General features: G+C 40.7%; 2 protein-coding genes. Both read right to left on the bottom strand.

The genetic code is table 11. The features are described from left to right. Nucleotides 1–746 (bottom strand): site-specific integrase (locus LWP20_RS17960; protein WP_242929562.1); only part of this gene is annotated, 746 nt, incomplete at its 3' end. Nucleotides 747–1760: 1014 nt separating this feature from the next. Beyond that, nucleotides 1761–3793 (bottom strand): FtsX-like permease family protein (locus tag LWP20_RS17955; RefSeq protein ID WP_242929561.1); only part of this gene is annotated, 2033 nt, incomplete at its 5' end.

Below are 3793 nucleotides of genomic sequence, written 5' to 3'. Positions count from 1 at the left end.
CAGTCCAGCTCCTTTACATCACAGAAGCGAAGTCCGGTAACGCAGCTAAACAAGAAGGCCCGCTTTACTTCGGGCAGAAAACACTCCATGCTAGCTAGTTTCTGGATCTCTTCCATCGTGAGCACTTCTTTTTCGATGCCTTCTGTATAGCGGTTCTCTACATCTTCGGCAGGGTTCTGTCCGATCAGCCCTTCTTTCATGGCTTCTTTAAGCACTTTGCGAAACTTTTTAAAATAGTTGTAAGGGGTAGATCCAGAGCAGTTCTGCTCTAGGTATAGTCTGAAGCGAGAACATACCCGCACAGTCACTTCACTAAAAGGATAGATGGGAGGATTGCCTACAAAGTCCTTAAAACGTGAAGCCATCGCTTTGATCACGCGGGCATCTTTTTTAGGATAGAGCTCGGTGTACTCATCCAGAAAGGACAGAAAGTTAGCTTTGCGTTGCACCGAAGCTTTTACAATCTGTGTGTTCTTAGACAACTGCAGTTCTCGTTCCGAGCGTATGCGTTCTGCCAGTAATTGATTATCTTTATTGGCTGTCCGCTCTTCTGAGTTTTTGGGATTTGCGATTAAGTGTATATTCAGGAAATCGTACTTCCGTTTGCCGTTCTGATTGTAGTCTAAGTATAAGGTTTCGCCACCGGATGATAGCAGGCGGGCGCGTAGTTTTATTAGTTTACCTTTAACGACCACACCGGTCTGAGGCGCCTTCGCAGGAGCGGTTTTAGTAGAGGAGTTTGCCATCGTTGGATTATTTTCAGTCTTTTTTGCAGACCATCAAACGTAACAAAAGCAAATGAAAGTAACAAAATAGTAACAAAATATATTTTATCATGGCTATACTTAGCCAGAAAGCGCCTGACAAAAGTGTCTGGATTGGCTAAAAAAGCGGTTTTACTTGTTGATATTTGGCAACAATCAATGGTTTAGTTGCCCTACGGACTACTAAAAGGGAAAAGCAATCATTCTGATCGCTTTTCCCTTTTTCTTTTTCCATCAAAAACTGCTGCATTAAGCTGAAAAGGGTAAAAAAAGCCATTCAACCTTGTGGTTCAATAACCTTCATCTTCTCGGTCATAATACACCCCTGCCATAAACACCATTGCTAGCAGCTGTTTACGCACTTGCACATTCACCTTAATAACATGACTGTAAGACGGCTACCCATCAAAAAGCATAATGCTCGATACGAATATCATGGGATTTACTGTTAAGTAAGAGCAAACCGTCCCGGCAATAGCACCTGGAGCCCTTAATGAAAGGGATGGGTAGGGTCGGGTCCACAGCATTCGATATGGTTATAGCGAGTGGGCATATCTGTTGACAAATGGAACGAAATTGTGCCGGAAAAGAGAAAGAGTTTGTTGCATTGGCCGCTGCGATATGTAATTAAAGGGGAATAACGGGAATACACCATCTTAATGACAATGAGGTCAACCGCCTGATAGCACACAGCATGCGTTAAAATTACTTTAGAAATAACAAGTTCAAAGCTGATCTGATAGCGGCTACCAGAGTCAAAACTAAATTATATCTTTTGGTCTATTTTAAAGCTATTAGATTGCTCTAATAGCTTTTTCTAGTTCAATTCGGATACTTTTAGCACAAGGCAGTAAATTCGAAATTAGGTAGTCGATAAATAGGCAAGCGCAACCAAGCATCGCCAATATGAGCCAGCTTATTTTGTTCATTAATTAAAATCCTAATATGATTTCTAATAAACTACTTATGTAATTCAGAACTGCATTCCCTTACCACTTAATCAAACCTCAGGTTAAGTATAGGATTGACTCTTGCCGCCTTTATCGCCTGGAAACTGATTGTTAAAAAAGCCAAAGCCGCTGCTACTAACCCGGCAACTATAAATATCCATAGCGATATATCAATTCTGTAAGCAAAGTCTTCCAGCCATTTATGCATGGCGTACCAAGCTAACGGAAACGCAATTAAGGCCGCCATAATTACCAGTTTCAGGAATTCTTTTGCTAACAAAGCAACGATAGTATGGTTTTCAGCACCTAACACTTTACGAATCCCAATCTCTTTTTTACGGCGTTCCGCAGCATAGGCAGCCAGCCCAAATAACCCAAGGCAGGCAACAAAAATGGCCATACCTGTAAATATCCAGAGCAAAGTTTTAAGCTTGTCTTCGGATTTATACATTTTATCAAAGTTATCATCCATAAAATTGTATTCGAGCGGATAATCAGGTGAGAACTTAGACCATACTTGCTTTACATGTGCTATAGAACCTGCTACATTGGCAGCATCCAGTTTAACAGCAACTTTAATATTAGCCCCCGGAAAAATCTGCAGAACCGTTGGGTCTACTTTATCATATAAGCTTTTAAAGTGGAAGTCTTTCACTACCCCGATAATCTTACCTTCTTTCAGAGAATCCGTAAACTCTTTGCTCCAAACCGGCCAAAGTAAAGGCTGTCCTATGGCTTTTTCAGGGGAACCGTAACCCAGTTCTTTTACTGCGGTTTCATTTATGATGAAGGCATGATCAGCATCAGTGGCATAATCTCTGGAAAAATCCCTTCCTGCAATAACTTTTACATTTAAGGTTTTGATGTAGTCAAAATCTACAATTAAAAGCGATGCACCATGGTGTACTTTCTCGCCATTTTTAGGTACAATAATTCGGTCGCCTGCTGTGGCATCCCCGGGGAAACCATAGCCAATGGATACATTTTTTATACCTGGTGCTTTTGCCAGTTCATTCTTAAAGGTCTCATAGTTTTCGAACATGTTATCACCGCGCATCTGGAAGAACATGATCTGGTCTTTGTTAAAGCCAAGGTCTTTGTTGTGCAGGTAGGATACTTGTTTGTAAACTATAGTTGCACAGATTATCAGGAAAATCGACAAGGCAAACTGCACTACAATTAACCCATGACGCAGCCACTGTATACGGCCAACTTTACTATCTACTACAACCGCACTTTTCAATACTTTTACCGGCTTAAAACCAGATAAAACCAATGCCGGATAAAGCCCTGCCAGAATACCGACAACTATAGTTAATAAGAGTAACAGTAATAGCAGGGATGGGTTAGTGAAGACATTAAACGTCATCTCTTTGCCTGTGAAAGCGTTTAGGGATGGTAACAACAACGATGTAAGTGCCGCAGAAAAAATAACACTGATCAGGGTAAGTATAATTGTCTCTCCTAAAAACTGGAACATTAACTGCATTTTGCTCGCACCAATTGCTTTACGCACGCCTACTTCTTTTGCCCGCTGCATAGACTTGGCTGTTGCCAGGTTTACAAAATTGAAACAGGCAATAAGAAGTATAAAAATGGCAATGATGCTGAGTGCTTTTACATAAGTGATGTTACCTCTGAGAGACTGATCATACTTTAAACTGGCAGAATGCAGGTATACTTCTTTCAGTGGCTGTAAAATGGGCTGGTATTCGAAAGGTTTGTTGGTATCCTCATCTATTTGTTTTCTTACAATACCTGTAAACTTGGCTTGTACAAACTGATGATCTGCACCTTCTTTTAGCTTAACATACGTATAAAATTGCTGCCATCCCCAGTTATTCATACGCTCAGCAGATATTTCTGCAGCAGCCATCGGGAGTACAAAGTTTACCGGGAAATGGAATTTAGGATTGCTCTCGAAAACACCTTTAACAATATAGCTTAGTTTATTAACCGTTATTTTTTTACCAACCGGATTCACCTCCCCAAATACTCTTTCTGAAAACTTATCCGAGATAACGATAGTAGAAGGATCAGCTAGTGCTTTTTCTGGTGAACCATACTTAAAAGGCAACG

The sequence above is a fragment of the Pontibacter vulgaris genome, assembly GCF_022758145.1.
Classification (GTDB): domain Bacteria; phylum Bacteroidota; class Bacteroidia; order Cytophagales; family Hymenobacteraceae; genus Pontibacter; species Pontibacter vulgaris.
This window is presented reverse-complemented; position numbering and strand designations above follow the sequence as displayed.